Annotated in this window: 24 protein-coding genes and 1 tRNA gene; 18 read left to right on the forward strand and 7 right to left on the reverse strand. The window is 47.7% G+C overall.

Features of this window, described 5'->3' with window-relative positions:
- The first annotated feature begins 84 nt into the window (after positions 1–84).
- A protein-coding gene (gene prfB / locus HED65_RS20370; RefSeq protein WP_096151315.1) for a peptide chain release factor 2 occupies positions 85–1,183 on the forward strand; the annotation gives its coding sequence in 2 pieces (ribosomal slippage) (positions 85–159 and positions 161–1,183; 1,098 coding nt in all).
- 9 nt (positions 1,184–1,192) lie between these two features.
- Entirely contained in the window at positions 1,193–2,710 is a 1,518-nt protein-coding gene (gene lysS / locus HED65_RS20375) for a lysine--tRNA ligase (protein ID WP_028016946.1), read from the forward strand.
- A 37-nt stretch (positions 2,711–2,747) separates the two neighbouring features.
- Here lysS and idi read toward each other — a convergent pair whose 3' ends face one another.
- Entirely contained in the window at positions 2,748–3,290 is a 543-nt protein-coding gene (gene idi / locus HED65_RS20380) for an isopentenyl-diphosphate Delta-isomerase (RefSeq protein WP_114979929.1), read from the reverse strand.
- A 164-nt stretch (positions 3,291–3,454) separates the two neighbouring features.
- Between idi and actS the strand changes: the two genes are divergently transcribed.
- The 3 genes from actS (at position 3,455) to HED65_RS20395 (ending at position 5,712) form a co-directional block, all read left to right on the forward strand.
- A complete protein-coding gene (gene actS / locus HED65_RS20385; protein ID WP_114979930.1) occupies positions 3,455–4,198 on the forward strand; it encodes an amidase activator ActS in 744 nt (247 codons plus the stop codon).
- Positions 4,199–4,278: 80 nt separating this feature from the next.
- Positions 4,279–4,352 (forward strand) — tRNA-Gly (locus HED65_RS20390).
- Between the two features lie 676 nt (positions 4,353–5,028).
- The gene (locus HED65_RS20395) at positions 5,029–5,712 is read left to right on the forward strand and encodes a hypothetical protein (RefSeq protein ID WP_114979931.1); all 684 of its coding nucleotides are present in this window, start codon (positions 5,029–5,031) and stop codon (positions 5,710–5,712) included.
- Positions 5,713–5,752: 40 nt separating this feature from the next.
- Here HED65_RS20395 and HED65_RS20400 read toward each other — a convergent pair whose 3' ends face one another.
- The gene (locus HED65_RS20400) at positions 5,753–5,962 is read right to left on the reverse strand and encodes a hypothetical protein (protein ID WP_114979932.1); all 210 of its coding nucleotides are present in this window, start codon (positions 5,960–5,962) and stop codon (positions 5,753–5,755) included.
- 2,109 nt (positions 5,963–8,071) lie between these two features.
- Between HED65_RS20400 and HED65_RS20405 the strand changes: the two genes are divergently transcribed.
- The 8 genes from HED65_RS20405 to HED65_RS20440 all read left to right on the forward strand — a co-directional run bounded on the left by HED65_RS20405 (position 8,072) and on the right by HED65_RS20440 (position 15,526).
- A complete protein-coding gene (locus tag HED65_RS20405; RefSeq protein WP_039263133.1) occupies positions 8,072–8,518 on the forward strand; it encodes a hypothetical protein in 447 nt (148 codons plus the stop codon).
- A 241-nt stretch (positions 8,519–8,759) separates the two neighbouring features.
- Positions 8,760–9,914, forward strand: coding sequence for a DUF6945 domain-containing protein (locus tag HED65_RS20410; protein ID WP_114979933.1), 1,155 nt, complete (start codon positions 8,760–8,762; stop codon positions 9,912–9,914).
- 44 nt (positions 9,915–9,958) lie between these two features.
- Positions 9,959–10,432 carry a hypothetical protein gene (locus HED65_RS20415; protein WP_114979934.1) on the forward strand — a complete coding sequence of 158 codons (474 nt, stop codon included), beginning with the start codon at positions 9,959–9,961 and terminating at the stop codon, positions 10,430–10,432.
- A 113-nt stretch (positions 10,433–10,545) separates the two neighbouring features.
- Entirely contained in the window at positions 10,546–10,971 is a 426-nt protein-coding gene (locus HED65_RS20420; RefSeq protein WP_114979954.1) for a hypothetical protein, read from the forward strand.
- Positions 10,971–13,166, forward strand: a complete 2,196-nt coding sequence (locus HED65_RS20425) for a tape measure protein (protein WP_114979935.1) — start codon at positions 10,971–10,973, stop codon at positions 13,164–13,166. The genes HED65_RS20420 and HED65_RS20425 overlap by 1 nt, the downstream gene beginning before the upstream one ends.
- 702 nt (positions 13,167–13,868) lie before the next feature.
- Positions 13,869–14,213, forward strand: coding sequence for a hypothetical protein (locus HED65_RS20430; RefSeq protein WP_114979936.1), 345 nt, complete (start codon positions 13,869–13,871; stop codon positions 14,211–14,213).
- Between the two features lie 18 nt (positions 14,214–14,231).
- On the forward strand, positions 14,232–15,248 hold the full coding sequence (locus HED65_RS20435; protein ID WP_048994113.1) for a major capsid protein: 1,017 nt from the start codon (positions 14,232–14,234) through the stop codon (positions 15,246–15,248).
- A 62-nt stretch (positions 15,249–15,310) separates the two neighbouring features.
- A complete protein-coding gene (locus tag HED65_RS20440; protein ID WP_114979937.1) occupies positions 15,311–15,526 on the forward strand; it encodes a hypothetical protein in 216 nt (71 codons plus the stop codon).
- A 22-nt stretch (positions 15,527–15,548) separates the two neighbouring features.
- Here the strand turns inward: HED65_RS20440 and HED65_RS20445 are convergent, their stop codons facing one another.
- On the reverse strand, positions 15,549–16,157 hold the full coding sequence (locus tag HED65_RS20445; RefSeq protein WP_114979938.1) for a hypothetical protein: 609 nt from the start codon (positions 16,155–16,157) through the stop codon (positions 15,549–15,551).
- A gap of 48 nt (positions 16,158–16,205) precedes the next feature.
- Entirely contained in the window at positions 16,206–17,432 is a 1,227-nt protein-coding gene (locus HED65_RS20450; protein WP_114979939.1) for a tyrosine-type recombinase/integrase, read from the reverse strand.
- A gap of 814 nt (positions 17,433–18,246) precedes the next feature.
- On the opposite strand from HED65_RS20450, the gene HED65_RS20455 reads away from it, so the two are divergent.
- Positions 18,247–18,561: a hypothetical protein gene (locus HED65_RS20455; RefSeq protein ID WP_114979940.1), complete on the forward strand. Its 315-nt coding sequence runs from the start codon at positions 18,247–18,249 to the stop codon at positions 18,559–18,561.
- Here HED65_RS20455 and HED65_RS20460 read toward each other — a convergent pair.
- Positions 18,558–19,367: a DUF4225 domain-containing protein gene (locus HED65_RS20460; RefSeq protein WP_114979941.1), complete on the reverse strand. Its 810-nt coding sequence runs from the start codon at positions 19,365–19,367 to the stop codon at positions 18,558–18,560. The genes HED65_RS20455 and HED65_RS20460 overlap by 4 nt on opposite strands.
- Positions 19,368–19,932: 565 nt before the next feature.
- On the opposite strand from HED65_RS20460, the gene HED65_RS20465 reads away from it, so the two are divergent.
- Positions 19,933–20,277 (forward strand): putative T6SS immunity periplasmic lipoprotein, encoded by a 345-nt coding sequence (locus HED65_RS20465; protein WP_114979942.1) that lies wholly within the window; start codon positions 19,933–19,935, stop codon positions 20,275–20,277.
- A 338-nt stretch (positions 20,278–20,615) separates the two neighbouring features.
- Here the strand turns inward: HED65_RS20465 and HED65_RS20470 are convergent, their stop codons facing one another.
- The gene (locus HED65_RS20470) at positions 20,616–21,428 is read right to left on the reverse strand and encodes a LecA/PA-IL family lectin (RefSeq protein ID WP_114979943.1); all 813 of its coding nucleotides are present in this window, start codon (positions 21,426–21,428) and stop codon (positions 20,616–20,618) included.
- Positions 21,429–21,758: 330 nt separating this feature from the next.
- Between HED65_RS20470 and HED65_RS20475 the strand changes: the two genes are divergently transcribed.
- The 3 genes from HED65_RS20475 to HED65_RS20485 all read left to right on the forward strand — a co-directional run bounded on the left by HED65_RS20475 (position 21,759) and on the right by HED65_RS20485 (position 24,304).
- Positions 21,759–22,922, forward strand: coding sequence for an OmpP1/FadL family transporter (locus HED65_RS20475; protein ID WP_114979944.1), 1,164 nt, complete (start codon positions 21,759–21,761; stop codon positions 22,920–22,922).
- Between the two features lie 53 nt (positions 22,923–22,975).
- Positions 22,976–23,605, forward strand: coding sequence for a helix-turn-helix domain-containing protein (locus HED65_RS20480; RefSeq protein WP_114979945.1), 630 nt, complete (start codon positions 22,976–22,978; stop codon positions 23,603–23,605).
- Positions 23,606–23,704: 99 nt separating this feature from the next.
- On the forward strand, positions 23,705–24,304 hold the full coding sequence (locus HED65_RS20485) for an outer membrane beta-barrel protein (RefSeq protein WP_114979946.1): 600 nt from the start codon (positions 23,705–23,707) through the stop codon (positions 24,302–24,304).
- 58 nt (positions 24,305–24,362) lie between these two features.
- Here the strand turns inward: HED65_RS20485 and HED65_RS20490 are convergent, their stop codons facing one another.
- Positions 24,363–24,761, reverse strand: a complete 399-nt coding sequence (locus HED65_RS20490; protein ID WP_114979947.1) for a KPN_03583 family lipoprotein — start codon at positions 24,759–24,761, stop codon at positions 24,363–24,365.
- Positions 24,762–24,876 lie beyond the last annotated feature (115 nt).

Raw genomic sequence — 24,876 nt, forward strand, 5'->3', positions numbered from 1 at the left:
TAATCTCTATAAAAAAGGGCGTGGATTCGGTACAATCCCGCTCTTATCACCGCATTTTGACAAGTCCATAAAAGAAAACAGACCATGTTTGAAATTAATCCGGTAAAAAACCGTATTCAGGACCTCACGGAGCGCTCTGACGTTCTTAGGGGGTATCTTTGACTACGATGCCAAGAAAGAGCGTCTTGAAGAAGTAAACGCCGAGCTTGAACAGCCTGACGTCTGGAACGAACCTGAGCGTGCACAGGCGCTGGGTAAAGAGCGTTCCTCTCTCGAAGCTATCGTAGATACGCTGGATCAAATGGCTCAGGGGCTGGAAGATGTTTCCGGTTTACTGGAGCTGGCCGTAGAAGCCGACGACGAAGAAACCTTTAACGAAGCCGTGGCAGAACTCGACGTTCTGGAAGAGAAGCTGGCGCAGCTTGAGTTCCGTCGTATGTTCTCCGGTGAATATGACAGCGCTGACTGTTATCTCGATATTCAGGCCGGTTCTGGCGGTACTGAAGCGCAGGACTGGGCCAGTATGCTGACGCGTATGTATCTGCGTTGGGCAGAAGCGCGCGGCTTCAAAACCGAAATTATCGAAGAATCTGAAGGTGAAGTTGCGGGTCTGAAATCCGTGACCATCAAAATCATTGGCGATTACGCCTACGGATGGTTGCGTACTGAAACCGGCGTTCACCGCCTGGTACGTAAGAGCCCGTTCGACTCCGGCGGCCGTCGTCATACCTCCTTTAGTTCCGCATTCGTTTACCCGGAAGTTGACGAAGATATTGATATCGAAATTAACCCGGCTGACCTGCGTATTGACGTTTACCGCGCATCCGGCGCGGGTGGTCAGCACGTTAACCGTACAGAATCTGCGGTGCGTATCACCCACATTCCAACCGGGCTGGTAACGCAATGCCAGAATGACCGTTCCCAGCATAAAAACAAAGACCAGGCCATGAAGCAGATGAAAGCGAAGCTTTATGAACTGGAGATGCAGAAGAAAAATGCTGAGAAACAGGCGATGGAAGATAACAAGTCTGACATCGGTTGGGGCAGCCAGATCCGTTCTTATGTCCTCGATGACTCCCGCATCAAAGACTTGCGTACCGGGGTTGAAACCCGCAACACGCAGGCGGTGCTGGATGGCAGCCTGGATCAATTTATCGAAGCAAGTTTGAAAGCAGGGTTATGAGGAACCAACATGTCTGAACAACAAGCACAGGGCGCTGATGCGGTAGTCGATCTTAACAACGAACTGAAAACCCGCCGCGAGAAGCTGGCAGCACTGCGTGAGCAGGGCGTACCGTTCCCGAACGATTTTCGTCGTGACCATACCTCAGACCAACTGCACGCTGATTTCGACGGTAAAGAGAATGAAGAGCTGGAAGCTCTGAACGTAGAAGTGTCAGTGGCAGGCCGTATGATGACCCGTCGTATCATGGGTAAAGCCTCTTTCGTGACCTTACAGGACGTTGGCGGCCGTATTCAGTTGTACGTTTCCCGTGACGATCTGCCAGAAGGCATCTACAACGAGCAGTTCAAAAAGTGGGACCTGGGCGATATCCTGGGCGCGAAAGGTAAACTGTTCAAAACTAAGACCGGTGAACTGTCTATCCACTGTACCGAACTGCGTCTGCTGACCAAAGCGCTGCGCCCGCTGCCGGACAAATTCCACGGCCTGCAGGATCAGGAAGCGCGTTATCGTCAGCGTTACCTGGATCTCATCTCTAACGATGAATCCCGCAATACCTTCAAAATTCGCTCCCGGATCATGGCTGGTATCCGCCAGTTCATGGTTAACCGCGACTTTATGGAAGTGGAAACCCCAATGATGCAGGTGATCCCTGGCGGTGCTTCTGCACGTCCGTTCATCACCCATCACAACGCCCTGGACCTGGACATGTACCTGCGTATCGCGCCGGAACTGTACCTGAAGCGTCTGGTGGTCGGTGGTTTCGATCGCGTGTTCGAAATCAACCGTAACTTCCGTAACGAAGGTATCTCCGTTCGTCATAACCCAGAGTTCACCATGATGGAACTCTATATGGCGTATGCGGATTACAAAGATCTGATCGAACTGACCGAATCTCTGTTCCGTACCCTGGCTCAGGATATTCTGGGTACCACGCAGGTACCTTACGGTGAAGAAGTGTTCGACTTCGGCAAGCCGTTCGAAAAACTGACCATGCGCGAAGCGATCAAGAAATACCGTCCGGAAACCAACATGGCTGATCTGGATAACTTCGACTCTGCGAAAGCAATCGCGGAAAGCATCGGTATCAAGGTTGAGAAGAGCTGGGGTCTGGGCCGTATCGTGACCGAGATCTTCGAAGAAGTGGCCGAAGCGCACCTGATTCAGCCGACCTTCATCACCGAATACCCGGCTGAAGTTTCTCCGCTGGCGCGTCGTAATGACGTGAACCCGGAAATCACTGACCGTTTCGAATTCTTCATCGGTGGCCGTGAAATCGGCAACGGCTTTAGCGAGCTGAACGATGCGGAAGATCAGGCTCAGCGCTTCCAGGATCAGGTTGACGCGAAAGCGGCAGGCGATGACGAAGCAATGTTCTACGACGAAGACTACGTAACTGCACTGGAACACGGCCTGCCACCAACTGCTGGTCTGGGTATTGGTATCGACCGTATGGTGATGCTGTTCACTAACAGCCACACCATCCGTGACGTGATCCTGTTCCCGGCGATGCGCCCGGTGAAATAAGTCGTTAAGTTGTTAAAAAGCCCCGAAAGGGGCTTTTTTATTGCGCTGCGAAGGCTTTGAGTTTTTCGCGGGCGGTCGTCGCTTCCATGACCATCCAGGGGCTAAAGGCCCAGGGCGTCGCGTCAAGCGCGCTGAATAACGTGTCCAGTTCAACCCACTGATACTCCATCACTTCATCTTCGTTTATCGTCACTTTACTGGTGATGCGGGCAGCAAATACCGGGCAGACTTCGTTTTCCACGATCCCGGAAGGATCAGTTTCGCGGTAGCGAAACTCTGATGCGACAGGGGTTATATCGGTGATTTCGGCACCGATCTCATAGCGGCAGCGTCGGATAATAGCCTGCTCCGTCTCTTCACCCGATTGCGGATGTCCGCACACGGAGTTAGTCCAGACACCTGGCCAGGCTTTTTTGCTTAACGCGCGTCGGGTCACCAGACATTCGCCTTTGGCGTTAAACAGCCAGGAGGAGAAAGCCAGATGCAGTGGGGTATGCGAGGTGTGAGCGGCGTACTTTTCCTGAGTGCCAATCACCATTCCCTGGTCATTTACCAAAATAACGTGTTCTTGAATACTCATTCATGCTCCAGTACCAACGATGCGGATGGTTCTGCACCATCAGCAGAGCAGCATTATACGGCATTCTTACAGGAACGGTTTGTTCCACAGAGCGGAAAAGGGCTGACCCATATCTCTCCGGACTGTTATCATAGAGCGTCATTCACGCTGATCGAGGATCTGTTTTGTTTGCAGGAAGCCTGACGAGAAACCCCATCACCGCCATTATTTGCCTGACGCTAACGCTATTGCTGGCAGGTTGTTCAGGGAGCAAATCTTCGGATATGGGTAGCTATTCCGGTTCGGTCTATACCGTTAAGCGCGGGGATACGCTGTATCGGATTTCGCGCTCAACGGGGACCAGCGTGAAGGATCTGGCGCGGCTGAATAAGCTTTCTCCGCCATACACCATTGAGGTGGGACAGCAACTGAAGGTTAGCGGTGGATCGTCTTCTGGTAAAAAATCCTCGTCGAAGGGCAAAACTGCCAAAGTGACGCCGTCTTACGCGGTACCGCAGTCGTCCTGGCCACCGGTCGGTCAACGCTGCTGGATCTGGCCTGCTAGTGGGAAAGTGGTGCTGCCATATTCCTTGTCAGAGGGCGGTAACAAAGGCATTGATATTGCTGCTGCACGCGGTACGCCGGTTTATGCATCCGGGGCGGGGAAGGTGGTTTACGTCGGTAACCAGCTGCGCGGTTACGGCAATCTGATCATGATTAAGCATGGTGAAGATTACATCACGGCTTATGCTCACAACGACACGATGCTGGTTAACAACGGGCAGAACGTCAAAGCAGGGCAGAAAATTGCCACCATGGGTAGCACCGGAACAGATTCAGTGAAATTGCACTTCCAGATCCGCTATAAGGCGACGGCCATCGATCCGCAGCGTTATCTTCCGGCTCCTGGCAGCAAACCGAAGTGCTAAGTGATTATTTAATCGCCATTTAGTTGTGAAGAGGCTTGTATGAAGAGGCGTAAGGTCTATAATGCCTTACGCACCTCAAAGCGGGCGTAGTTCAATGGTAGAACGAGAGCTTCCCAAGCTCTATACGAGGGTTCGATTCCCTTCGCCCGCTCCAGCGATTTTTTACGCTAAAAATCAGCTAAAAAATCGTTACGTTTCCGGTGCTTAGAGGGAGGCGCTCAGTAAGCGCTGTTGAGAACCCTCTCGACGTTCTACCTTGGTAACTACCGCGATTTGGTGAGTAGTGATCAGGAAGCTTATCAAAACGCTGGCGGTCGTTCCAGTGTCTTACCGCGATAGTCCAACAAGAAAACAAAGCCTTTCACTACGGCTGTAAACCATTCCTGAAACTTTTAATCGTTCCACACTTAGCGCGGTGTCCCGTTAGAGCCTGTCGTGATGACACGCCACGGATAAACGAGCAAATGTTGGGAAGCCTAACCAGTCCGGGAAAGGGGCTGGCTCTGCCGTGGTGTTCACCGAGCCATAAATGATCGGTACTCGATAAGAGAACGGTTAACTGACAAACTGATGATACGCCTTCGGCGCTTAATGTAGGTATGCCCAACACGGCGCTAAATGGCTGCTATTGCATTTTATTTCTTAGGCGGTATAGTGAACTTAGGCACCCGCCTAAGTTTTGGACAGCTTAAAAAAGGTAGCAGTACCCCCACATTGATTTTAAACCTTCTTCATAGTGTCGGATCTGGCAAATGGTTGAGGGTAACAAAATGTCCAATACCAAACCTTAAATGATTGCCAAGTGATCTGATACGTCGGAGTGGTTTATCATGAATGCTGCTATCCAATCTATCTGCTACAACATTTCCCAACATCCTGAAGTCAGTAATACCACGTTGAAACGTTCTCACCTTCACGAGGTGATTGCTGCTCTTTTAGGGTATGCCAGTCATGCGGCACTCATCCAGGAAGGAAAAGAAGCCTCACAAGAATATGAATTCTCTGATGCTGAATTTGTGGTGCTGAATCTACCGATGGGTACAGAAAGAGCGAGTAAGTTTCTTCTCACCAATGAAATTTTCCGCATTTGTGTCTTGGAACTAAAGTCAGGGATGCCTGTACCCGTATTTGAGTCCGTAGAGGATTTTTATGATGATAAGGTTCGGGAACTGCTCGAAGAAGCAATATATCAAGAAGCAGGAGAATCAGGGGCGATGGATGAGAGTAACGCTTACTTCGACTATCCTCCTGACATGGATTATAAGCTTGAAACCAGTGGCAATCTCTGGGCTTCAGTTGATGAATGGTCAATTGCAGATACTGGTACGCTCTCAGGCGAATACGATCCTGAGGGGGATCGGATGTATAACGGACATACCTTAAATGTTAAAGGTAAGTTCATTTTTGCAAAGGCAGGTCGTGCTGGCTTAGTGTTGTTAGATGATAGCACTGAATGCTTTATATGGCCTGATGAGTCTTGGCGCGATTATGAACCGTTAGAGGCTGAAGGTTAACTTTCTGTAGATAGTCCAGCCAGTCAATATTATTGACTGGCTACTTTTCGTTGTCCCAGGTTGAGAACGTCTTCGAATACGGGCAGGACTGCGAGCGCGTCACCAGCGTAAACAGATAAATGCTGTTTTCATAAGTACAAAGCCGCTTCCCGCCCTTTAACTCTTGTTCATCGGGGTTGCTCATGGTGATTTTTCCTGCATGAGCCGCCAGCGGCAGCAGTGCCACAACAAATAGTAAAATTTTCTTCATTTCCACAACCTGCCCCGTAAGTGTCCCGGCTCTTTATCCTCCAAGTTTACATTCTCCTGTTGAAAATATCCCCAGCTCTGTTGGTGATCTGCTAGACCGTCAGCCCAGGCCCTCGGTGAAAAGCGCTTTTCTTCGCCAAATATCTCTACGTGATGCCTTCAGCGACACGCCTCACTGCAACAAGCAGTGCAGCTACACAATGCTGCTTTAGGCTGACGCAAGAGAGATAACTTGATGTTTTGAAGTGCCTGTGTTCACTAATTGTACAGCCATTTAACATATTGTATCTTATAAGTACTTGACTGGAATGGTCAGGTATTACTTTTCGGAACGTTGACGCGAAGCTGGGTACACAACAGCGATTTCACCAACAGAAGGAAAGCATTCAGGAGGATTCGAGGTGAGTTCTCTTGTTCAAGGATTTTGGATGAGTTTGCCTGGTCACCACACAATTTCAGGTTTCAGGCCTTTGAGGCTGCCAGTGTGTCAAACGCCATAAAAGCACTTTTTTCTGTTTACCAGCAGACACAAAGCCACTATACCGACGTTACCACAACGGGCTGAAGGTCTGCCATCACCTGGTGATATTCACCGAGCCTGACCGCCACTGTTTCGTGCCATTTCCCACAACAATGTAAACAGCCAACCCACCAATAGCCCAGCATACGCTCTCAGCGCTGCTCTACGGCGTTATCTCCCACCATATGTAAACTAACACACCGATAATCCACGACATCCCACAGCGCGATACAGCAGCCACCAGAGGGCATCTGTTTTGGTTTTTATGTGTATTTTTTATTTTTTGTGAAAAGATGGTTCAGAAATTGGTTTGTGTTTAGCACCCATTCAATTGGCGGATTTGCCTAGGCCGCACCATTACTGGCTTCGCTGCATGCAACACACCATAACGCCCATAGGTACAGACTTGTGATTTGTACGTTTAGCGACCGCTTTAGCATGATTAACTACGGATTATAGGCTATTTGAGGTGCATTTAATCTATTTTGTTTACAGGATAGCCAATGGTAAAGATCATCCACCAAATTTTGACAGAAAACCAGTATAGGGTTGCCAATCTTCAGCCAGCGCGGAGAATGGTCGGTACTTTCAGATGAAAGCGGGGGAGGGAGATGATCAATTCTCGAAGCGGATCAGGTGTCTGGACCGCCTCAGGTGTTGCCGTTGGTTGTGCCATTGGAGCATGACGCGGACGCATCAAACTAGAAGTTGGTCGCGTGGATGACTTGGAAAATTCTCACCCGGTGCTACCAGCACGGTTTTTAAGGTCGTCAGACAACCTAATAACCATTTTCTAAGGTCGTCAGACAACCGTAGAATGGGATTTATAAGGTCGTCAGACGACCACCAAGAAGAAAATAAATAAACCTCTACGATAAGATCCTAATCTTTAATAAGATCTTTAAACCACCAAGTTCAAAGGCAGGGTTAAACCTGCGTTTAACTGGTTGGTGTTGCCAGTTGGTGGACAGGCTTGGCCCGTTTACACATATCTGGTGGTAAGAAGCTCTATTCGATGACGTGAACAGACCCGTCATCTCGTGACCTTCTAACCCTCGTTAACCCCTCGCTACGCTCTGCGACTCGGGTAACCCGACAGCCTGCGGCAACAGCGTGTAACGATGCACTGTGTGGGAGACAAGCCGCAAGGCGCGTCAGTCAATGTGGATCGGAGCACGGCGTAGAGGACTGCCTCGCATCTGTCCGGTTCACTCCGGGGCGGCGCGGGTTGTCTAACTGACTTCCTCAGCGCCTCTCTACGGCGTTTAAATGGTGTGGGTAACACGATGGTACTGCTATAACGACGAGTCCCCGCAGAATGCGTTATAGAGCGATTTAGCCCTATTGGCAAAGATTTCTTTTGCTGATAATGTGATAATGATTATTATGTATTATAAAAACATAAATGATAATGATTGCTATTTTCAAAGTGATCTGATACAATAGATCCTAGTAGGGTGATGATTTACCTACGAATCCTCGAATAATTTTGCCGTCATCACGACATCTCTTGTCAATCTCACGGCAATACAAAATGGGTTACAAATAGAACCTCCGCGAATAATTCTTTCAACAGAAACGGAGAACCCAATGAATAAACCAAAATCCCAACGTCTCGACCTGACCACTATGACAGGCGAGCAGATCGCTGATCTCATCCTGAACGGCAAATACACCAAGTCCGCATTATGGGCCTTCATTAGTAGAAATGGTGGCGCGGATGCTGTACATGCTCGCTTCCCACAGGTCGCCGTCTGCTTGCAAATTCTGAGACAGGAACGGAAGAAGGCGAAGCAGGCGCGAGCGTTTAAAACGGTGCTTAAGCCGCTAAGCGAGAAATACGCCGAGGGTCACAGCCTGACTGAAATCCTGGCACCAGTGCTCCAAGGCTACCGCACTCTATACCGTGAAAACCTCAATCTGGACCTGGCACCAGAGCAGGTAATTATGCTGTTGGTCGCCACTGATGGTGTAGAGCGCTTGGAATCTTACGGTTACACCTGTGCGGGTGACTTCCCGACCGCAACCGCAGTCTAACAACACTGAACAAAACTTGATCCGGTTCGCCTTCTTGGTGACCACTGGAGAGGTTTCTTTTGTACCCAAAACGAGGAGGGCAATTGGATGAAACTGACATTCAGTAATTCAACGATGGACGCAATTATGCAGGAATGCCGCCGAACTGGGATACCTGTAGCAACGTTCATTAACAGACTCGTGGATGCCGAGGCCGAACGCATCCGAACCAACATGAAGAATCCCATTGAAGGAGAGAACAATGACCGAGACAGTAGAAACTAACGTTATCAAGGAACCATCACGCATTATTCCTAAGCGCTTGGACGCTCGTACAATGGCCGTAAAAAGTACAGGTGAAGTGATCAGAGTAACGAACGACCACAGAATAATTTATGCCTATCTGGAAGATCAGTTTCGTGGTCTGACGAATCCGAAAAACATTGCGGCTGGTAGGTCAACTGGTCACTTCTACGATTCAGATGAAAACCTTGCTATCAAGAATGATGTTTCTAAATCAACCTTCAAGAAAGTGAAGAAGGATCTTAAGGCGCTGGGTCTTATTGACTGGAAAACGCCCAAGGCGAAGAAGTCAGGTCACGCTTGTGAATATTTTGTTAAACAGCTTATCGATATCGCCCACAACCTGGAATTCATCTATCAGGAATTGCCGAACGGTCAGCCGTCTTACGATCATGTTCGTGTCAGTGGTTTGAAAACTAAAAAGACGAAAAAAGCAGCACAGCCAAAAATCGAGGAGAGAGAAGATGGCGTACAGAAGCAAGAGCACGAACAGCAATCCCCTGGTATGTCGCCCACGGCGATTTACTCAGAGAGTAAACCCGTGCAACAGGCTGATAGTGTGGCCTCTGCATCTGCCGAGGATGATCCTGAACAGCGATCTGGCTTTTCACAGCCTGCTAGTGATAGCAGCGATGATGTTTCCGCTCATGATGCGGTGAATGGTGGAAATGTTATCCCAGTTCCAAAAGTCAAAAAACAAGAATCCCCCGAGATAGCTGACCTCGACTCCTTGAAGTGCTGGCGTGAAAATGGTCCCGGTGATTTCGGATTTATGGAGTACGGCAAGGAACACGGTGAAACTGATGTTGACAGGATCGCTGCTCTGATTGACCAGCATTATTTTGAAGCACTGAATCAGATAACGATTTTCGATGAAAACAGAGTGGTCACTGAAGAGTTTATCAATGGCCTGAGTCGTGGTGAAGCTCCCAAGCGTAATGATGATGGAACTCTTAAAAAATACGGGTTTGCTTATGCGATGGCTCAGGCTTACCAGGCACATCGGGAAGGAAAGTCTGAAGAGGAGATCCAGCGCAGTATCCCCGTTTGGATCGAGGCGGCTTTGCCCGAATACATCCCTGTGCACTTACTGCCAAAATCTGAACCTGTATGAGATTTTTCTAGAGAACCATACCTTTTTGATGATACGGAGAAGAATTGAACAATGTTGAATGCAACGGCCTAAAGGCTGAAACCCCCGATTTGTCCCGTTTTTACAAATCCCGCTCTCGTGATACCTCGTTGATCGAGACTGCTAAAAAAATGCTCGTTCACGGTTACACCCCAGGCAAAACGGCGCTACTCCTACGCTTGCCGTATGACCTGGTAAAAGGCCTTTACGATAACTCGTGGAATCCTCGTTGTCGCAAGATAAGCAATACAAGTCAGTACGCTACTAAGCGAATGGCCCGAATGTATTTCGACAGCGGCGCAATGCTGGCAAAAATCTGTGCTGACCTTCAATTGCCCCTTTTCACTGTGGTAACGCTGCTTAAGCGTGAAGGAATAACCGAAAAGGAAATGGCATCTCGAATGCCGGATCATACTGATCCGTTGTTTGTGGCCTATCGGGAAACGGTCGCCAGAAAACAGAAGAACCCACAGCGACGTTCACCACGCCTGCACTACTAACACCCTGACGGGGAAACTTGACCCTTAATTACATCTTTTTCCTGCCCGTGGTCTGGCTGGCGCTTCGTCACGTCCTGATCGGCGGGCTAATCCTACTCTGGAGATACCATAAAATGACACTAAGCATCCGAGATCGGATTTTTGCCGCTATACATGACATGTCAGCAGAACAGTATGCATTAGAAAAGGCGCGGGACAATCTGAAGAACGTCACCGATAACTTTCTGGATCAACATCCGGAATATCTCCGAAGGAGATTTGCCGAAGGCAAACCCGCTAACGGGTTAGAATTGCTCAAATCAGCCCCGGCTGACACACCCACGGGTAAACGGGGCGAAGCCCTCTCGCCAATGCGAGACACCTTTGGTGCTGAACAACGGATTAAAAAATCTTTGGGCGCTGATAGCCGTCCGGTTGTCTCACATACCGCTGACCACATCGATCCTGAAATGCTGGCGAAAGCTAAAGCAGCGGCTGCTGCACTCGCAAAATCCGATCCTGATCGTTACGGCAATATCATCAAGCAGCAGGGGGTGTGATGAGTGGGACCAATAAGATTGTCTCCAGCCTGATTAATACAGTCTCCTGGCAGGTCGATCAAAACTCCTTCAACCGCGCCCGCAACAAAATCAATAGCCTGAAAAAATATGCGGAGTCAGCGGGAAAATCTTTCGACCAGGCGACACGAAAGCTACAACAAGCCAACGGCAAGACCCAGCTACAGCAGGCGCGAGCAGAAACGCAGAGATTGAAGCTCAATCAGCGATTAACCGCTGAGGCTCAGAAACAAAGTGCTATCAATGCACGTATGGCGACCAACGAACAGCGCCATGCTCAACGTATGGCTGCGATTGCAGCACGTAACCCAGCAGCGGGCGGTCTGGTTCCTAAAAGTGTCCGTGGTCTCAGTAAGGCAATCAGAGCACAGCGTGAACAGGCCGGCCTAGAGAAACGCACTCAGCAGATCCGCACCAAAAGTATTCGCTTTAGCACTGCCACCAACGGTTACAACCTGACACCACGCCAGCGAGCGCAAGCAATCAGCGACTTCGCTCAATTAACGAAACAATATCATGCTGGTTCAATGGCACTTGGAGAGTACAACGCCAGGGTGAGCAAGCTACAGCACGGGCTGAGACAGCAGGGCGGGCTAATCAAAAAGCCGATAACGCTCCCAGTTAAAGCTAAAGTGACGGGCCTTGATACATCCCTTCTTGATCATGCTGGCACAGCGATCACCATTGGGGCCACTATTGGTATCGGCAAAACCATCATGCAGACCGGGCAAGACTTCGAATCAATGGCCTCTGGTCTCCAGGCGGTGACAGGCGACAGTAAGAAAGCCACTCAGGAAATGGCGTATCTCCAGAAACAGGCGCTTTCCCTCGGTCTTGACCTGCAACAGACATCGAAAGACTTCGTTAAGTTCTACGCCTCAGCCGCTGGCAAGGCGACCGACAGCCAGATCAAAAACCTGTTTGAGGGTGTCAGCCAGTACGGAACCGTATTAGGGGCCACTGGAGAGGAGCAGAGCCGCGCCTTGCTCGCGCTTAATCAGATGTACGCTAAAGGCACAGTGCAGGCTGAGGAGTTAAAAGGTCAGCTCGGGGACGCTTTACCAAACGCAGTCGGGATCTTCGTCAAGGCATTGAATAAGCTAAAAGGCCGGACGGACCTTACCGAAAAAGACCTCATGGCAATGATGAAAAACGGTGAACTGCTGGCGAAGGATATTCTTCCCCTTGTTGGTGATGAGTTCAAAGCGGCAGCACAGAAGGGCGGAGCTTTCGAGAAGTCACTGAAATCTAACCGTGTTGCTATGATGCGCTTGCGTACAACGATGCAGCTTGCACAGAAGAATTTCTTTGAATCGGGCTTCGGCAGTCAGCTTACCGATACGTTTAACGGTCTGACAGATGCAATTGACAGCAACCAGGATGCATTTAAGACGCTGGGAGCCATTGCAGGCAACGTGATTAAAGGTTTCACTGATGCTGGTTACACGGTCTATAACAGCTTCATTCTCATTGAAGCGCTGATCAAAAAGTATGTTCCTCAATTGTCCAAGACATTCGAGGGATTCGGCAATACAGCAGCGTATGCGGCAGGAATTGCGATCTTCACTGGTGCGGTCTTCAAGTTGGCTGGCGCGTTGAGGTGGCTTGTCAGCTTCGCGAATCCGTTGAAAGGTCTGCTTGGTACTCTTGCCGGGATCGGTGCTCTTGGTGGCATTGCCAACCCAGGAACCGACAACACCAAACCAGGGAAAGACGGCAAACCAGCTAAAGGCGGTAAAGGTGGCGGCTTATCAATCGGTCTTCCTGCAATCATTGCTGGCGTAAGTCTCAACAATCGTCTCGATGAGATTCAGGCTGATCCTGATGCCTTTATGAAGAGGGTGCAGGCCAACAATAATAGGCCAACACTTTGGACTGATATCAAAAACTTCTTTGCTGATCATGCCCAAGGTTTCACCAATGCGTTTTCGGGCATGAATACTTTGCCAGGATTGCAGCCAGCTACCGCAGGCATGGCACAGCTACCAGGAATTGATAATCTTGCGTATGGCATGAACCTTGGCAAGCCGTTAAGCCTAGAAGGTAAGGCCGATCTGACTGTCACCAACGAGGTTAAACTCAGCATTGATGATAGCAAGTTCAGCGATGCTATTAAGGCCGAAGTCGAAGAGCAGGATAGAAGAAATACTAATCTCATCCTTGGGGTTTCTGGCTAATTAATATATTGGCGGCGAATCTGCCGCTCATATATCAAATTTATCGAGAAGTCAATATTTTCCGTGAAATTTGTTGCAAAAGAAATAATCCCATGATAAAATAATATACAAGGTGAATTACAACGGCCAAATGTTATTCCCTTCTCCTTAGGAATCAAAGTGCGCTTTTCCCAGAGCGCCTTTTCTCATACAGCCAATATCCGCACCCTCTCACGGTAAGGTTAGGCCATTGCCGCTGGCTGTATCAGAAAAGCATCGTAGAACGATTAGCAACGTATGTTGCTAACCCGTAAACGGGTGTAGAAGAATTTTCTCCGACCTTGGATCGGGGATTTGCCAAGCCCTTTCATCCTCGGAAGGCCGTCTTGCCAGACGAAAACTGGCATTGAGTGCGGCAGCGAAGATATGAGGTCTCCCGCTGCTGTGCTCCCTCATTCCTGAAGCGTGACTTACCGATCATGCTTTCCAAATCTCTCCATCAGAAAACACCATCGTGAAGCGATTAGCAACGCATGTTGCTAACCCGTAAACGGGTGAATTTCATCATCTCCGATGATCTACCAACCGGGGCAGGCGTTTTCCTGCCTCCGGCTCTTTTTCTGTTGGGAATACGAATAGAAGAATGCCGTCCGATGGACGGTATTTTTTCAACTCTACCCGGCATATTCGCCGGATTATAAAAACTGTATGGAGATACAAAATATGGCATTCGAATACGAAAGCAAAACCCCACAGGATGTATTGGTTTATACCGATTCACCGATCTTTCATAAGCGCACCGTGATCCTTGATCTGGCTGCTGACGTGACTTGTGGTGATGTGATTAACCCGACCACTGGCGCGGCATACGTTGCAGCCGATGCTGATAACTGTGCTGTTGCACTGCAAAACCAAATTGCAGGTGATGTCCGTAGCCTTGTTATCAGTGATACCCAATGCGTGTTCAACCCATCTGGTCTGGTTGTAGCGGCTGCTGCAAAAGATGCTGCATACGCTGCCCTTGTTAAGCAAGGCAACCGCATTGCTGATGCAAACACCGCAATCTAATCAAGGAGAGATAACTATATGAAATTAAGTGATTTTACTAACCTTTCAGGTCAGTTCGTGAAGCCAAGCGGCGAGGGGTTCCTTCTGTCCAGCCTGGGGATTTTTACCAGCCGTCCAAGCGACACGCAAATCATTGCGCTCGATACCCTGGAAGATGTGCAGCGTGAAGTGACTAAATCTGTTGCCCGTTATGGTTCTGAAATGTCCGGTCTAAACTTCCCTAAAGCGGCTAACGTGACTGTTCAGGCTCCACTTCATGTTTACAGCTCAACCATCACTAGCCAGGATTGGCAGGGGAAACGTCAGCCGGGAACAAACCGTCAAATGACCGCTGAAGATGTTGTTGCTAATCATACCCTGAAGCACTACCTGCAAACCCGCCGTGACGTTGAATATGCAATGGCGCAGAGTCTGCTTCACAATACCGTAGAGGCGACACACCTACGCGAAGGCCCTGATCTGAACTGGCAAACCTTCTGGGGCATTAGCCAGCCAACAACAACCGTGAAGACTGGCACCAGTGCCAACGTTATTACTGAGATGCAGAATGCTGTCACTCTGCTGAAGAAAAATCTGGGTGGTTGGTCTTCCAGCATTAAACAGGTTTATCTGCTAGCTTCACCTTCGTTATTCGCCGCTATTCAGGCGAACCCAACCGCATATCAGGCAGCATTATTCCAAGCCACGTCCCGCGATATCATTTTCCCTGACACTTTGGGTGCATATGACCGATATAACATTGGGCGCGTAACCGTGGTACAGGTAGATGACCCGCTGTACGGCATTGCAGATGGTGAAGGCTACATGCTGGCGACATTCTCCAACATCGTAGAAGGTGACCTGTCTCCGTATATGACTTACCAGACTCCGGCGAGCCGTCATGCTGAAGTTGCTAATGGTCCGGTTTATCCATCTTACCATTACGTTCTGCGTGATAAGTTCATGAACTATGAGGTGGTCAGTGAGTTATCACAGATTCAGATCCCAATGCGTCCGGACTTCGTTCTGAAGATCACTATGGACGACGCAGCGTAAGACAGCAGATGTTGGGGGCGCATTGCCCCCGCTGCTGGCGAGGCAAAGGAAAGGAGATACATATGAAATTAGCTTTGATCGGTACTGGTAACATGCCGCTGATGCAGTGGATTCTAGATGGCAAGGGCGATGATGCGATTATCAACATGTCAGCATTGGCGCGTCGGCTTGAGTGTAGTCGCTCCAGCCTACTTGACCGCATTCAAAACCACGGATTCGACAGTGCTATTAGGTACTATTTGAACGAAAAGCGACAACGAAAAATCAAAACCAAATGAGGCTGGGGCAACCCGGCCTTTTTTATGCGAATTTACAAAAATCCTTGAATCTAATCCCCCTTATTTCTGAGCAAAGTTCATGGCATTTTGATGTTAATTTTTCGTATTCTTCGCATAAAATATGAGCATTATCAATATCAGTATCTTGTACTATTTTATTTTTCAAAGAATTAAGGGTTAAGTTGAAAAACGAGTCCAGGTTCTCAGTTATGCTGTTGGTAAGATATGTAATTTCTATAATTTTATCATGCAGTTCTTCATTAAATAATGTGTTGAAGTTATCTGCTTTGATTAATAGGCGAGTTATTGAAAGAGAATCATCAATACAATCAATCCCTAATCGTTGTAATTCGAAATACTTCGTTGCTGTTATTGGATGCTGTCCATCAAATGATTCATCCATATGATTTAGAACCACATTAAAGTTAACTCTTATTTTAAGATGCTTTTTACGTAGCGCACCAAATTCATCATATAATGCTAACGCTGTCTGAAAAGCAACATCATTCTTTTTTACATCAAGATAGTCTTTCAGTTTCGAACCGCCAAAAACTACCCCTCCAACCACACCCAGCGCTGTGACTGCATTCGAAGCGATAGAGATAACGTTATCCCATGCTTGTAGGTCCATACTTCTTAACTCTCCCGTTGTGAAAGGGGCAGGGCTTGCCCCTTGTTTTTACTCTATATTACCGTAACTCACTAACTCCACATACTCCGATAGTTCCTTCATCCCCGCGCCTTTGCTGTAGGTTCTGAATGCTTCGGTTTTCGCTTTCTGTTCGGTGTGTCCGGTGATAGCACCGATCCGTTGTTCTGGCACCCCCGCACGGTCTAAGCAGGTGATGAACATTCCCCGTAGGCTGTGGAAACATTGCCGATCTGTAGCTGTTGGCAAAACGCTATCACGCAGCCGGGTGAACTTTTGGCTATACCATGGACCCCGCTTGCCATCCTTACGAATGATTTTGTTTGACTGTTCCAGCAGATATTCACCGCTGTTGTTTGCCAGATGCTTATCAACAATGCCGATCAGTAGAGAGTGGATTGGAACATAACGCACCCCGGCAAGCGTCTTAGACTTGCTTACGAAGAAACACCGTACACCCTCCATCATCACAATCTCCGCCCGCTTAATGCTGGCGATTTCGTCTAACCTCATGCCTGAGTACAGCCCAATCAGTATGACATCGCGTAGAACGTTATCCGCTTCTCTGACAAGTGTTTGCAATTGTTCAGGTTCAAACGGCTGATAACTCTCTATCGTGCGACGTGCTTCGAGGTTATGACCGTGAAACGGGTTACTGTCCGGGATTGCGTCATATCGACGTTTGGCGAACTCGTACAGACTCCCCAAAGAGGTTAGCCAGTTCTGCAACGTTTGAGGTGAAAACTTGCCTTGGTTAGCCTCCAGGAACTCCGTCACCATACGGCGACCAATACCGCCAATTGTAATCGCTGGTCTTTTGATGGATTTCGTAAACGCCTCGACAGCACGGGCAGACTTTTGCAAAGTGGAATAGCTCCGCCTGTCTGAATACACCTTCATGTATTCGTCGCAAAGGTCTTTTAACTTTGGCGTTGAAGGTTTCCCTTTGGTGGCTGTCTGAAAATCTGGAACGAGATTAGTAGATGTAGCACCAACGAAACGTAGATCGGTAATGGCTGACTGAATCTTGAGAAGATAAGCATTTGGGTTGAATTGCGCCTGTAGCCTTCTGAACTCCATCAGGTACTGATCACGAAACCTACGAGCCAACACAAGATCGCGAGTGCCTGTTGATTTTTTAAGCATCTTGCGACCGTTCCAGAGGTGGCGCATGTAAACGGGAATATGAAGCTGGATGATATAAATCCCGTCACTGTTTACGTAAAGATAATTTGTTCCTTTGCCCTTGATCGTCATGGTCTTAACCTAGTAAGCTACCGCTACTAGTTACCGTGGATTTACGTAAACGTCTGTTTGCCTTGTCCTTTCCGGTGCTTAGAGTCGGCCTCTTCGATTCCCTTCGCCCGCTCCAATCTCCCGATAAATCAACTGATTATGATTTATCAGTTAGTTACGATCCCCCACTTTAGCAGGTACAACTTAAACTACCCATTGTTCTACGCCCGCATCTGTCGCGTGATTGGTCTGTGGTACAAGGGTGCATATCATCACGCTGGCGGAGGTTCCAGGTTCTTACCGCGACAGCAAAACAACGAACAAAAAGCCCCATACCTGGCATAACTCCCGAACAGATTGATCACACGCATTTAAGCCCGATGTGTGGCCTGTGAGCCACGTAAACAGGTGAATAGTGGTAAACGTACCTGCACACAACATGCAGGCTCTGCCAGCGCTTCGCTCACGCTCCGAAAAGTACACGGGCATCCTGATAAGGTGTGATCCCTCTGACAATCTAATTTGGTCACTGGTGACTTTCGAAAAGCGAAACCAACTGGGTTGGCCTGATGAAGTCGCTACGCTCCGCTTGTTGCTTGTACCGCTAACGGGGCTTTATGGCTGCTATTGCCTGAAATCTGTTAAATAGCACAAACATCATGTGATCGTTAACCTTATATCGTCTCAATGTCTTGGCATCATCCAGAAGATAAGAAAGGGGGGAGATGTAATATGCCGAAAAGTTTCGGCTGGATTGCTGTAAAGTTCATCAGTATGATTGCTTGCACAATCAGCGATTGAGAAAACACTCCAGGGAGATAAGGGACGACACGATATGAAAGTAACTGATGAGGCTTTGTTACGTTCAGGGTTTACGCAGCCCGAATTGCAGAAGATAAAAAGCAATATTGAAAAATATGGAGGAACGCTTGGAGAGGCCATAAATGACCTCGCCAGGCGATTTATTACCTTGGTGGGAGTGGTGGCTGTGTGTGCCTTTATCCTACTGTTACTTATCATCTTCAGCTCACCTGATAGAGCAGTTGCATGGGGGTTGGCGATGATCTTTGGGGTTGCCATTATCTCTTTCGCACAGCCGCCGGTAATTTCCTATAAATCCTGGCGTTACCGAAAAACTATCAAGGATTAACTGGTTCCATTTTCTGTTGTCAATAGGTCGAAAATCACTTTTGCTTTAACACCATAACCGACAATCTTCATTGTTAGTTTAGGAGTGCTCATTGTGCTGACTTTGCGATAGTAATCGTGTGGAAGCCAGCGGAATAATCTCCAGGCTCCAGTTTTTCGAGCGAGTCCTACAATGCTATACACACTGGCGCCAAGAGTAACACCATTATAGAGAGCCAAGCCCGTGTTAGGATTAAATCCCATGAACTGGGCCGTATGCATCGCGGAGTCAGCAATGATACCTTGCGAGGGTTTATGTCCTGCAGGCTGATCAAAGTTGAGCACTTCTTTCGTTAATCCGTTCATTCCATCGGCAATCAGGACTGCCCCAGCCAGCATACCAATCGGCCCCATAGTGGATAACATCATAAAGCCACCAAAGAGAACCACGCCTGATAGCACCACATTTACAGCGGATATAACATAACCGACGATTTTATTATTTTCCTTAACAAACTCGATTTTCGCGTAAAGCTGTGCGGCTCTGGTTCTTAACAGACGTTCTTGTTCGTGCAGATTATCCGTTTCGGCACGCAGATTTTTGATGCATATAATGCATTCTTCATCGGTTTTAGCTCGTCGTGCGGTTTCAAATTCTTTCTCTACAACCTGTTTTATCTCTTCGACAAACTTGATACGTGTAAGACCATCTTGCAAATAGAATGCTGACAGCCGGTTTGCTGTTTCGACGAGTTTCCGGGCTTCCAGATTCACCATGGTATCTGACCATGTTCTGTTCCACCCCCTGTTGAGCAGCGCGATATCCATTAAAGACTCCTTCCCAAAATGTGTCTGGTCATTTTACGTGCAATAAAGTCGAAAACAACAGGAAATGCTTTCCCAACGTTTGATTTTAGCGGAACGAACACATAATCAAACTCTGAGACTCCACGCGGCAATTCTCTATTTTTCATTGTCCGACGTTTCAAACTGACCTGCTCCCCGTTGATTAATACACCGCGATGTTAGCAATGTCTTCATAAGACACATGAGGACATCCCTATTAAGAAGCCATTTTCCGACGAACAGATCATCATTATCATCCGCGATGACTCCCAACGAGGAGTTATGGTACAGAGAGTCTATGTACAGATAAGACTTTTCTGCAAAGTTGGTTTTCATTGAAGATAAAGATATTTTCATCCATGAACTAGAGCATTAGTGGCAACATCAACATGAGCAATAGGTAAGAATAGGGGTACTTTTAGCTGGGTTGCTGAATATACTTATAGACTGGTTCAAGAAAAGCTTACTGGGTACTGCTGGTTTATGGGATCAGTAAATGGTCTTACTATTGAGAGCTGAGTGAATGGGGATGTACAGAGGAGTAGGTATGTTGCTGGGTGTCGTATTTCTCTTAACGGGATGCCCTGGGCCTGGTGACAGAATGGTAGATCGAGAATCTACAAAGACATTTATCAAAGACAATCATGTTTGTGTGGTGTCGCCACTGGAACCACAGGAACGGATTACCGCGATTCAAATCAACAGCGATAAAAGCGACTCTTTTCACAATGTTTTTGATGACAAGCCTGTTTATGTACCTAAAGGTGAGTGTCTTCCTGTGTTCGGATTTAAGTTTACTTCTGGAAAACGATATAGCATCGCATATGAAGTCCAGTCTGATAAATCAGTGTCACATTTAATCACTGCTGATTTTTCTTATCCTAAAGGATAAGGGGCTGTCCAAACAAGAGGGCAGGCTCATCTACCGGTGGGAGGCAATGCATAAATGACTTTGAGTTGTCTGTTAAACCTGTGGTGATTCAGAGTCGTGGCAACAATGATGTTATGTTTTCAGAATAGCATTTATTGAGACGCGTCTTGTTCCAGACGGTCGCTGACAGTGAGAAGATAGGGAACATAATAAAGAGTAATAGAGTGTGTTTATTGCCTGTTGGTGTAGCACATATGTTCATCATATGTGCTACACAATTTTTCAAACCATCTATCGCCTTGCGAAGAAAAATCTACTATTCTGTATTTCCATTGAATAGCCGTCCGCTAAATTAGCAATTAACCCTTAATTTTAAGCTCTTTAATTCGGAAATCGTTGCCCATACTTGCCGCAACATGGCTAACAATAACGAGTTGTGCATTACTGCCCGTGGCTTTAAATTTTCCACTCAGGGTTACCCATTCATTCGCCTGCTTCAGTTCCAGCGGTGCGGAAATATCTTTGCCATCCGCCCGGAGCGAAATTTTTGGTGCTTCATATTTTCCGATAATGCGCGCAACTTTCACCGTCCAGGTATATTCATGCCCGGCGGTAAGACCTGAAAGTGTCTTTTTGAGGATCTCTCCGGCATGGTTTTTGCCAGGTTTGGTAATGAATTCTACCGCTCTCGTGCTGGTATCGACCAGGTAGAGATCGTGCCCGGCCGGTCCCGCCTGCCAGTTATTCCAGTTATCACGTTCAAAGTTGGTTAAATCTTCATATGGTTCTGATGGTGCTGCTGTAATATCCGCCTCACGATATACTTCAACACTGAATTCACCGGAGTTGTCTTTATACTGGTCTTTACCGTCTGCAAAAATCAGTGACAGTGCACCTTCCGCAGGAACTGACCAGCGATATTTATGGTTGCCAACTGGATATTCTTCTTTACCAATCCGTGCAAGCAGCGAAGGGTTGCGAACTGCCAGCGTTTCACCTTCCCGGGGAATACGACCTTGTGGTGCGGTCAGAGCAAAAGTTTCACTCCCATTTTTGGCCCAACCACTGGCCAGAATGGTAATGATCTCTCCTGGTTTAAGAGTAATGCCGGTATTTATCGCTTCGGCATTTTTTGCTTCCACTTTTCCTGACCAGATTAAATTAGTGCTCATGTCTGACTCCTGTGACATTTGGCGGATAAATTCGCCATTGAAAATTATCCATACGGAATGTGTTTATTTGTGATTCTCCGTCAGTTAACGGCTCGAATGAGAATAGTCAGGGTGTATATAGAATTCAAAATTATAAAAATGATAATTTTGATTGTTATTTTTTAATTTATTAAAAACTAACAACTATTTTTTACGATATTAAGAATAATCTTAATAAGATACCCCATATATCATGAAACGGGCAAAATTCAAAAATAAACATGCTTTCTTTTTACTCGTTCTTTATTCGCTGATATACCTTCCGCGTTGTTTATCTTTAACGAGTCAGATATGAAAATACGAATATTACTGAGTGTGGGCCTGCTGGTGAGTTCCTGCACCCATGCCAGCGGCCTCTATTTTTATGAAACAGGTACCGAGGATACCGCTCTGGCCGGGGCAGGGCAGGCTGCTCGCGCCCAGGATGCCTCAACGATAATGACCAACCCGGCGGGTATGACACAGTTACCGGATCACATGTTCACTGGTGGGTTACAGGTGATGGATGGGTCTATCGACTACCAACTGAATAACACCGCGCAGCGTAGTCCTGGTGATGTGATGAAAACCTTCCCGAATACCAGCGCCTTTTACAGCCAAAAAGTGACCGACAATCTCTATGCCGGGATCGGGCTTTATGGCAACTATGGTCTGGGGATCGATTATGGTAACTGGGCGGGTGACAGGCTGATCAAAAAGAGCACAATGGCAGCGATGACCCTCAGTCCTTCTCTGGCGTACAAACTGAACGACAGGCTTTCAATCGGTGCATCTGCCAATGTGAATTACGGTTTTTTGTCGCTGACCCGTAACGTTAACGATAATGATCGCCAGCAGCATGATCATGACTGGGCCATGAGCTATCGTCTGGGGCTACTCATGGAGTTGTCCGGGCAGACGCGTGCCGGGATCACCTGGAATAGCCAAACCGACTACGGTTTCAATATTAACGGTAAAGTACGTGGAGACACTCTGCCGCTCTCAGCCCAGGTCCGTGCACCGCAGCAACTTATGCTCAGCGTCGTGCATGATGTGAATCAGCAGTGGTCGTTGATGGCCGATCTCGGCTGGCAGGACTGGAGCCAGTTTGGCGCACCGCAGGTGACGGTGAACGGACGGAAAGTAAACCAGGCTAACCGCATGAAAGATACCTGGCATAGTGCGCTGGGCGTGCAATACCGGCCAACGGCACAATGGCGTCTGAATGCTGGCGTGGCATTTGACAGTTCACCTTATCGTCGTCAGGATGATGTGGCCATGACACTTCCCACTGGCGACGAGTGGCGCTTCGGGACGGGGGCACAGTATCAGATCTCTCCGGCCAGCAATATCGGTATCGCAGTAGAGTACCTTCATATGCAGTCATCAAAGGTGAGCTCGCCGTCTGCCTTCGCGGGAAGTTACGATCACCCCCATCTCTGGTTTGCCAGCGTCAACTATAGCTATCAATTTTGAGCAGTTTATCGTTGGTCTATACTGGAAATTATCCCATGTTAGAAGGTTGTACTATGCATATTTTACCGCCTGTTCGACCGGAAAAATCCATTGAACGACTGACCGCGATCCTCGAACCGATTGCTGAACAAGTAAAAGTTATCCCACGTAAACGGATCACCTGGGCATATAAAGGTCGCCAGCAAATGTACCTGTTTCTGGAGGGCGAACTGTCCATACTTCGTGCCCAGGATGGTTTGTTGTTGGTCACGGTTTACGAGCCTCATCTGTTTGGTATTGCAGAGATGATCCAGCCCACTCAGGGGCATATTCTTCGCGCTGAAACAGAATCAACCATCTTGCGTGTTGATGCAGAACAGGCCGCCGATCTTTTTCGTGAGGAGGGGGTATGGGAAGATGTGTCGGCATTGCTTTCATATCACACGGCCTATTTAATTTATCGCGATGCTCAGGTTGTTCAGCAGCGAACCTATTCTGTTATTCGTAACCATCTGCAGGAGATGATATTACTGCCTGAAGAGGCGCGTATGCGCACGACAATTCTTGACTATATTCAGGACCGTACACTATTATCCCGTAGTAGTATTCTCAATGTCTTATCAGCCCTTAAACAAGGAGAATACATCTCTTTTAAACGCGGCGGATATTTATTAACTCTTGGTAATTTACCAGAGTCATTTTAGTGAAGTTTAAAATTAAACATAAAATCAATTAACCACCATCTCGTTTACCGCTATTGTTTGTTTACTGAAAAACATTCAACAGTGTAAACGGGATTTTCTATGAAAAAGATACTTGTCGCTTTAATTCTTGCTAACGCATTTACCGCAACCACCGCATTTGCGGCAGCCGATGTAGGTACCTGGTATGGCGGTGCTAAATTCGGTTGGTCACATTATTTTGACACCAACACTGGAGCTAAAGCACACGACGCCAATAACAGCTTTGATCAGGATAATGTCGGTGGCGGTGTTTATACCGGTTACCAAATTACACCCTGGCTTGCTGTTGAGGGTGGCTACGATTACTTAGGTAATATGCAGATCAAAGGGCAGCATGGCGCAGGCGCGCAAATGAAGGCTCAGGGTTTGCAAATGTCCTTAAAAGCCAGCTACGCCATGACGGACAACTGGGATCTTTATGGCCGAGCCGGTGCGATGGGGTATCGTGCTGAGTCTGATGTAAGTGGTCACAATCGCTTTGAAACCGGTGTACGTCCGCTTGTGGCTGTGGGGACGGAGTATGCGTTCAACAAAAACTGGGCGGGGCGCCTGGAATATCAGTGGGTCAGTAATGTAGGTAACGCGAACCAGATCGGGGTGAGCAGTGACGTAAGTTCCGTTACGGCAGGGGTAACTTACCGCTTTGGACAGCACGACTAATATTTACCCGCATTTCACTAATACAAGCCCGGCTATGGCGTAGTCGGGCTTTTGACGTTTATCCTTTCATTAAAGGTTGAAGCAGGACATTAATAGTACTCAGACCAGCCTCATTTTTATCTTTCAGATATTGCTCGTTGACCATCTCTAACTGTTCCAGCTTTGTCAGAGAGGCATAAACTGGCTGGATGGGACTGTCCTCAGTAAAAATATCTCTCGCTGTCGCATCCTGTAAATACCTCACTTTAATGTTATTCGTTAGTTTATCAATCTGCTGTTTGTTGCTCTGGTAAAGCGCGGCAATGTGTGAGGTCTGCACCATCGGTGGTTTTTCACCGGGAAGGACTAACGGGATATTTAGATGGTTTATTTGTTCAACTTTATCTGGCTGGGAATGACTGCATGCGGTTAATGAACCGAGGCTGAAAACAACCACTAATAGCGAGAGTTTATTCATGGGGAACTCTGAATGGATAAATGAGGTAGGTATTATCTAAAACAACGATGGCAGCTTCAGGTTAAAGTTGTTTATTTTTAAACGTAATAGCGATGGATAATGAAACGGAAAATAC

Source organism: Pantoea sp. LS15 (genome assembly GCF_012241585.1).
GTDB lineage: Bacteria > Pseudomonadota > Gammaproteobacteria > Enterobacterales > Enterobacteriaceae > Enterobacter.

Coding starts and splice junctions, on each gene's coding strand:
- lysS (WP_028016946.1), top strand. CDS start 1,193: ATGTCTGAACAACAAGCACAGGGCGCTGATGCGGTAGTCGATCTTAAC.
- idi (WP_114979929.1), bottom strand. CDS start 3,290: ATGAGTATTCAAGAACACGTTATTTTGGTAAATGACCAGGGAATGGTG.
- HED65_RS20395 (WP_114979931.1), top strand. CDS start 5,029: ATGAATGCTGCTATCCAATCTATCTGCTACAACATTTCCCAACATCCT.
- HED65_RS20400 (WP_114979932.1), bottom strand. CDS start 5,962: ATGAAGAAAATTTTACTATTTGTTGTGGCACTGCTGCCGCTGGCGGCT.
- HED65_RS20405 (WP_039263133.1), top strand. CDS start 8,072: ATGAATAAACCAAAATCCCAACGTCTCGACCTGACCACTATGACAGGC.
- HED65_RS20410 (WP_114979933.1), top strand. CDS start 8,760: ATGACCGAGACAGTAGAAACTAACGTTATCAAGGAACCATCACGCATT.
- HED65_RS20420 (WP_114979954.1), top strand. CDS start 10,546: ATGACACTAAGCATCCGAGATCGGATTTTTGCCGCTATACATGACATG.
- HED65_RS20425 (WP_114979935.1), top strand. CDS start 10,971: ATGAGTGGGACCAATAAGATTGTCTCCAGCCTGATTAATACAGTCTCC.
- HED65_RS20430 (WP_114979936.1), top strand. CDS start 13,869: ATGGCATTCGAATACGAAAGCAAAACCCCACAGGATGTATTGGTTTAT.
- HED65_RS20435 (WP_048994113.1), top strand. CDS start 14,232: ATGAAATTAAGTGATTTTACTAACCTTTCAGGTCAGTTCGTGAAGCCA.
- HED65_RS20440 (WP_114979937.1), top strand. CDS start 15,311: ATGAAATTAGCTTTGATCGGTACTGGTAACATGCCGCTGATGCAGTGG.
- HED65_RS20445 (WP_114979938.1), bottom strand. CDS start 16,157: ATGGACCTACAAGCATGGGATAACGTTATCTCTATCGCTTCGAATGCA.
- HED65_RS20450 (WP_114979939.1), bottom strand. CDS start 17,432: ATGACGATCAAGGGCAAAGGAACAAATTATCTTTACGTAAACAGTGAC.
- HED65_RS20455 (WP_114979940.1), top strand. CDS start 18,247: ATGAAAGTAACTGATGAGGCTTTGTTACGTTCAGGGTTTACGCAGCCC.
- HED65_RS20460 (WP_114979941.1), bottom strand. CDS start 19,367: ATGGATATCGCGCTGCTCAACAGGGGGTGGAACAGAACATGGTCAGAT.
- HED65_RS20465 (WP_114979942.1), top strand. CDS start 19,933: ATGTTGCTGGGTGTCGTATTTCTCTTAACGGGATGCCCTGGGCCTGGT.
- HED65_RS20470 (WP_114979943.1), bottom strand. CDS start 21,428: ATGAGCACTAATTTAATCTGGTCAGGAAAAGTGGAAGCAAAAAATGCC.
- HED65_RS20475 (WP_114979944.1), top strand. CDS start 21,759: ATGAAAATACGAATATTACTGAGTGTGGGCCTGCTGGTGAGTTCCTGC.
- HED65_RS20480 (WP_114979945.1), top strand. CDS start 22,976: ATGCATATTTTACCGCCTGTTCGACCGGAAAAATCCATTGAACGACTG.
- HED65_RS20485 (WP_114979946.1), top strand. CDS start 23,705: ATGAAAAAGATACTTGTCGCTTTAATTCTTGCTAACGCATTTACCGCA.
- HED65_RS20490 (WP_114979947.1), bottom strand. CDS start 24,761: ATGAATAAACTCTCGCTATTAGTGGTTGTTTTCAGCCTCGGTTCATTA.